Below are 6,152 nucleotides of genomic sequence, written 5' to 3'. Positions count from 1 at the left end.
GTATCGGTATGCTGCCAAGTGGTGGTTATGCGCTTGACGTGGATTTATTTGTCGAAATTACCGGCCTTTCTCAGGAAAATGCGGAAAAATTAGTTACAGCAACACACCAAGTTTGTCCGTACTCCAATGCAACGCACGGCAATATTGATGTCCGTTTACACACTACGGTCATTTAAGCACAGGATAAGGTCATATGATGATGTTTTGTTTGTAGTCGAACATCCTGTTCCATAACCTGCTGCGAATGAAATTCGCATTAAAACCATTCTTGCACCCATTCATAATCATGATATCTGGATAGTACGGGGTCGCTATGGTTATCAACCAAGCTTCCCTGCCATTGGTGAAGATTTTTAGCATCTACAAATTAGTCAACGTATCGCAGTTGCTTCCTATATGGCACATGGGCAGCCAAATGAGTATACACCCTAGTACCACTGTAATTTTATAGAGTTTTTCAACAGTAAGATTAACCACGTCACGTTCAATAGCTATAGAGATCCAGTCCATTCAGTTTCTCTGACTAGATGAGCGTCATGATGTTCACAGCTCGTTAGTCACTGCGCAGTGATCCTGCAAATAACCAATTCTTCCGCCCCAAGGCTCAGAAACGCATTTAATTTACACCTTAAAGAAAAACTAAATTGACTAAAATCTTGAATAAAATTAATATTGTTTTACTGACCTAAATCGTCAGTTGGTTTTGACAGACCATTTCAACACAAGAACATCGGAAAATTTATTTTTTCGATGTGCATTCCTGTGTCTTCCCTCCGCGGTAGAACGGGAGGGGGACGCTTCTAGCGTGCTGAATTCTTGTGTTTCAGTCTGTCAACCTTCTTTCGTTCTGCCACCATCATTTGACAGTGATTTGGCAGGACTTCTTTAACACAAGGAGTTTCCCATGCTGTATTCATCTTTTCTTATCTGTACTTCACCACATGTTCACCTTGTTGTGCTATTCAACACGGAATAATCCAGCGTTAATTTTTTATTTTTAATAAAACAACATCTTCTAATTGAACAATCCATAAAGTGGAAGGCTAAATTTCGCCTATAAAATATACATATTTTTTTCTATCCATTTGTGATTGTTAGTTATTGCATTAAACATGTGTGGGAACAACGATGACTGAATTATTTAAACCTAAAGTCTATCCAATAGAGAACTACCCAAAAAAATCTAAACTGTTTTTAAAGTGTGTGGTTGCACCAATAGTGATTTTTTTGATTATTGCCAAAATATTTTCATTCGGGGTGTTTGCTTATATCTTCTTTGCCTTTGACTTATTTTGGATTGTATTCTTTTACTACTTTTATGAATATGGAAAAACCTTCTTTGGTGGTATGAATGAGCAGTTGCAACGTGCAGGTGAACAGTTTAATTACCATAATCTTGGCGTATGGATTAATAGTCAAGATAAAACCATTATTCTGTTTGATCAAGATGATCAACGATTAGTTAAATATCCCTTTGATTACATCACTTCTGTTGGTCACTACAATTTAATTGAAGATAAAGTAACTGATCACTTCACAGTAATAGGGTCACACATCCTTCACGAAGAACGTAGAACACCAACTAAGCGAGAATATCAAGTCAATATTGGTACACGAGATTCATTTAAACCGAATTATTGCTTAAAAGTGCTATTCCCTTGGCGTAGTCCAAAAGTAGCAAGTGAAGTCCGTAAGTTAATATCCGCTGATTATTATCAATAACAACTATTTAAGGCAGTAAAAATATGATGATTTCAAAAATTTTTATACCATCAGCATTGATGATGGCAATAAGCTTGGTTTTGGTGGGATGTGGTGGAGGTGGTTCTAGTGGAAATTCTGGTTCATCTAATAGCAATGGAACAGATAATTCAAATAATGAGAATAATACATCTCAGCCTGTTACCTGTTCAGATACTCAATATTTAGAAGATAGTGTATGTAAAAATAAAATCGCACAAAATATTGGTTCATTACCCTTTAGCGCCCTGATTCAAGGTCAAAGCTATCCATTGGCACTTAAAACAGATCAGGATTTGGAAGTTATTTTTACCAGTAATACACCGAGTATTTGTAGTGTAAACAGTAACGAACTCAAAGCACTGAAAGTTGGTCAATGTAACTTGGTCATGATGCAGGCAGGAACAGCCAAAGTTTTACCATTTAATAACACCATTTTAGTCAATGTCACCTGTGCCAATGACCAATATCTAGAAAACAATAGCTGCATTAATAAGGCTAAGCAAACTATTCAGCCATTACAAATTAACCGTTTTCTAAAAGGTCAGGCATATCAACTAGCATTAAAGACTAATCAGGATTTAGCAGTTAGCTTTACTAGCAACAGTCCAGCTATTTGTAACTTTGAGAAGGGTGAATTGAAAGCACTTGATTTAGGTCAATGTACTTTAAATCTCGCACAGGCAGGAACCACAAAAATTCTACCACTTAATACAATAATGACAGTTGATGTCATTCGTGCAGATGCGGAAAGTAAGAAAGATCTGGATGCTTGTCAGGCAGGTTCACCAACTGAAACAGATCGTCAGACTTTTATTAATACCCTTAATGAAATCCGTGCATTACACAACCTCCCTAAAGTTCAATATGATTATGAACATGAAGATCAGACGATGCAGGCATCTATGTTGTTGGCAGTCAATGAAAAGACATCACATTACCCTGACGATAGTTGGACATGCTTTAGTGACATTGGTCTTCAGGGGGCTTCAACTTCTAACTTGAACTTTGTTCAATCCTACGAAATTTTAGAAAAATATGGCGCTGATACACATCTGATAAATTGGCTAATTGAGAAAAACTCTGCAAGTATTGGGCATCGCAGATACATTTTAAGTCCATTTTTAACTAAAGCTGCATATGGTGAAGTATCCAATACTAATGCAAATAGTTTTCGTACGGTATTAGGTGCTGCGATGAAAACGGTGTATCCATACGAATCACTGACTTTGACAACGACAGTACCTAAAGGAATAATTGCGTATCCTTATCATAATTATCCAAAGAAATTTTTCTTAAAAAGTGAACCATTATCCCTCTCGATCTTGAGTACTCCACAAAATGCCTATGGTAATAATAATGTGGATTTTTCCAATGCAAAACTGACTGTAACTAGACGAGATAATCAACAGGTGCAAACCATTAGCAATATTCAATACGATAATATAAATTATGGGCTGGTTGCTAACAACCTACAATTTCATTTTACTTCAATGGAATACAACGTAATTTATGATGTCAAAGTAACGAATGTCTTAGTCAGTGGAGAAGCTATGGACTATTCATACTGGTTTAAAGTTAATGATAAATAAGGATAAAAACTAGATGAATAAATTAATGCTTAACTTCGCTTTGGTAAGCAGTATTGTCGTTGCGAGTTCAACGGTATGTGCTGAAAGCAAAAAAGTAAACCTATCGGCAGGGCTAAACTACCTTTTATCCCAAGTAGCCACAAACGGAGATAATAATCAAAGCAACCATAATATGGGAATGCTTTATTTTTTTGGGAAAAATGGTGTACCACAGGATCATAAAAAAGCTGTTCAATGGTTCACCAAAGCAGCGAATAAAGGCTATGCCCCATCGCAGTATGCCCTATCTGTCATGTATATAAATGGAGATGGCGTGTCACAGGATACAGAAAAAGGCGTGATCTTGTTGCAAAGCGCAGCAGCACAAGGACAACCAGATGCGGTCAAGTTATATAAGCAACTGCAAACCCAAGCAAATCAAATGAATGCTTCTCAAACGGCATCATCTCAAGTATCTACAATTGCTGCCAAATATTATGATAAATCCAAGATTGAGCCTAAAAACTTTAAACAAGTAGTACTTCCTAATTTAGATGCTGATACGATTGCCCGAAGTTTTTATAAAGTTACGTCATTAAGAGAAAGAAAAAAAGATGATTATTGGGGACAGGGTAACTACTACTTTGTAAATCAGCCTATTGATCTAGAAGATTTAAAAAAGGCTGTAATCAGTGTTGCGCCTATTTTTACTTACCAAAATATACAGGGGGAAACTCGTTATTTAATCCCAGTGGAAATTACGCAAGTAGATGGTAATAGGATAGAAACTGCACGTTTTGCACGAGGTACTTTGGAGTTATTCCTTTTTAAAAAACTGGAAAGTGGACAATTCCAAATGGTGTCTAAAACAACTCCTAACGGAGTCCAATCTATTGCAGGCTATGGTAGAACGGTATGGGATGCACATGAGTTTAGAAAGAATTTGCAGGCTTTTGGGAAAAACACACTTGGAAGCTATCTTCTAGATATCGCAATTGACTATAGTTCTTCACAAAGCATATGGTCACTTTTTTTACTGCATGAAGATGATTATATTGCAGATGAAATGCTTGAAGGTGGAGAAAGGTCAGAAGAATCAAAGTACGAATATTATTCCACAATCAAAGTCATTAAAAATGGACAGTCATTTTATCCATTCCAAGTTCAATTTGATGGAACAAATCTGAATAAAAATGGTCGAGTTGTTAAAGTGAATAAACTTGTACGTTATGAGTATGATGTTAAAGAAAGATTTTATAGGTAGTATTCAAAAATCTGTATCCTTGTGACTGATGCAAATGATTAGGCTATTGAAATAGCGGTGGATGCAAAATATCCACCACAATATATGAAATTTTTACTAAGGTATTAAATCAGATCAGTAGAATGCTTAAGCTTTTTTAACCTAATCGTCTAGAAGTAGCGTTAGCTGTTTATTTAATTGAAGCTCTCCGTGTATTACACGTTCTATTTGCAAATTACTGGATAAAACGACCACCTATTCCTGTTCGCACCATACCAGTTATTTCTATTTCTTAGACCACTAGAAATAGTCACATAGCTAATTTGGCTGATACCAAACGATTCATACTTACACCACGTTCTGCTGCTTCCAGTGCTAGTTTTTGATGAACCATTGATGGAACACGAACAGCAAATCGACCACTATATTTTTTATCTGAAAGTGGTATAGGTAATTTTTCCTTATTACTGATCATATCCGCTACAACTTCTGCAACCAGATCAACAATACCTGAAAATGCTTTTGACTGATCAGCATCAAGCCAAGACAGTGATGGAAACTCAGCACATAAGCCAACATATTCATTATCTTCTGCTGACCACGTAACACGGTAAGTATATTGTTTGCTATCCATTTTAACACCTCACAATACTTTAAGTTTATCAAGAGCAGCTAACACTTGCTTCACTTGATAGGGTTTAGTCTTTCCACCATCATCTTGAAGATTTATACGAGGATCACCTTGCCATGGTGTTTTAAATACCGTGTGGCTTCCACCAGTTTGTCTTGGCTCACCAAAATAATGTTTGCAAACCTTGAGTAAATCGACAAATCGGACGTTCTTGGGGCTATTCCGCATTTGCTCTATAAGTTGATCAAGATTAGCCACTCACATGCTCAATATTGCCAGTGCTAAAATAGTATCAATATTGATACCAATTTTCAAGTATTGATTCCACCATGACCATGCAAAAGCCATGATTGATTGACTGCTAGATACTCTGCGATTTTTTTTAATTGGGTAAAGGAAGGTTCTTCTTTACCTTGTATACAGTCCAAGATGAGTTCGGCAATTTCATATCCAACTTGTTCAGCAATATGTGAATATTTAATCTTTTTATCTCTACGTTCATCTGTCCACTCAATTGCTTGAATTAGCCGTTTAGAAATTTTTCGTTTACGATTTAAAGATTGAAAGTAATTAGGCTTAGATATTAGTAACAGCCCTTTATCTAATTGTGTATTTATTAAATTAAAACTTTTTTCAAGGCGTGAAACAACTTCTGCATTTAATGATCTTTTGAACTTTGGGCTTCAACCTCAATTCTTTGTTTTAATATTGTTGGTAATCAAAGTTTTAATTGCGACTGTATCATTGGTAATTTATCCATATTAGTGGCTCATTGCGAATAGGAATAATTGGTGTGGTATGAACAGGAATGGGTGGTATGTTTATACAGGAATACGCATGGCTATTGAAGGAGGGGGATTTACCGATTTTGCGTGTAGGATTATGCCATTCAATGGTAGGACCTTTTAACTATAGTAGCTAGACGAGCTAACCCCTAGCTGCCCACAAATAGATGATACATTAATCC

The 6,152-nt window shown here is 36.2% G+C and carries 5 protein-coding genes and 1 pseudogene; 4 read left to right on the top strand and 2 right to left on the bottom strand.

The features are described 5' to 3' along the window. Positions 1-147: 147 nt before the first annotated feature. The 4 genes and pseudogenes from CRO21_RS17760 to CRO21_RS16055 form a co-directional block, all read left to right on the top strand. A pseudogene (locus tag CRO21_RS17760) lies at positions 148-423 on the top strand (zinc-binding dehydrogenase); the annotation flags it as partial. 705 nt (positions 424-1,128) lie between these two features. Then, entirely contained in the window at positions 1,129-1,722 is a 594-nt protein-coding gene (locus tag CRO21_RS16065; protein ID WP_097080322.1) for a hypothetical protein, read from the top strand. 23 nt (positions 1,723-1,745) lie between these two features. Then, positions 1,746-3,332 carry a CAP domain-containing protein gene (locus CRO21_RS16060; protein ID WP_097080321.1) on the top strand — a complete coding sequence of 529 codons (1,587 nt, stop codon included), beginning with the start codon at positions 1,746-1,748 and terminating at the stop codon, positions 3,330-3,332. Between the two features lie 13 nt (positions 3,333-3,345). Next, positions 3,346-4,575, top strand: a complete 1,230-nt coding sequence (locus CRO21_RS16055; RefSeq protein WP_097080320.1) for a tetratricopeptide repeat protein — start codon at positions 3,346-3,348, stop codon at positions 4,573-4,575. Positions 4,576-4,864: 289 nt separating this feature from the next. On the opposite strand, the gene CRO21_RS16050 is transcribed toward CRO21_RS16055, so the two are convergent. Both CRO21_RS16050 and CRO21_RS16045 read right to left on the bottom strand, forming a co-directional pair. Continuing rightward, positions 4,865-5,188: a type II toxin-antitoxin system HicB family antitoxin gene (locus CRO21_RS16050; protein ID WP_097080319.1), complete on the bottom strand. Its 324-nt coding sequence runs from the start codon at positions 5,186-5,188 to the stop codon at positions 4,865-4,867. A 9-nt stretch (positions 5,189-5,197) separates the two neighbouring features. Next, positions 5,198-5,443 carry a toxin HicA gene (locus tag CRO21_RS16045; RefSeq protein ID WP_097080318.1) on the bottom strand — a complete coding sequence of 82 codons (246 nt, stop codon included), beginning with the start codon at positions 5,441-5,443 and terminating at the stop codon, positions 5,198-5,200. Between the last annotated feature and the right edge of the window lie 709 nt (positions 5,444-6,152).

Origin of the sequence: Acinetobacter puyangensis, from assembly GCF_900096995.1 — a bacterium.
In the GTDB taxonomy this organism is placed as follows: domain Bacteria; phylum Pseudomonadota; class Gammaproteobacteria; order Pseudomonadales; family Moraxellaceae; genus Acinetobacter; species Acinetobacter puyangensis.
Note: the sequence above shows the minus strand (reverse complement) of the source record. Positions and strands in the feature narration are given on the sequence as shown.

Coding starts and splice junctions, on each gene's coding strand:
- CRO21_RS16065 (WP_097080322.1), top strand. CDS start 1,129: ATGACTGAATTATTTAAACCTAAAGTCTATCCAATAGAGAACTACCCA.
- CRO21_RS16060 (WP_097080321.1), top strand. CDS start 1,746: ATGATGATTTCAAAAATTTTTATACCATCAGCATTGATGATGGCAATA.
- CRO21_RS16055 (WP_097080320.1), top strand. CDS start 3,346: ATGAATAAATTAATGCTTAACTTCGCTTTGGTAAGCAGTATTGTCGTT.
- CRO21_RS16050 (WP_097080319.1), bottom strand. CDS start 5,188: ATGGATAGCAAACAATATACTTACCGTGTTACGTGGTCAGCAGAAGAT.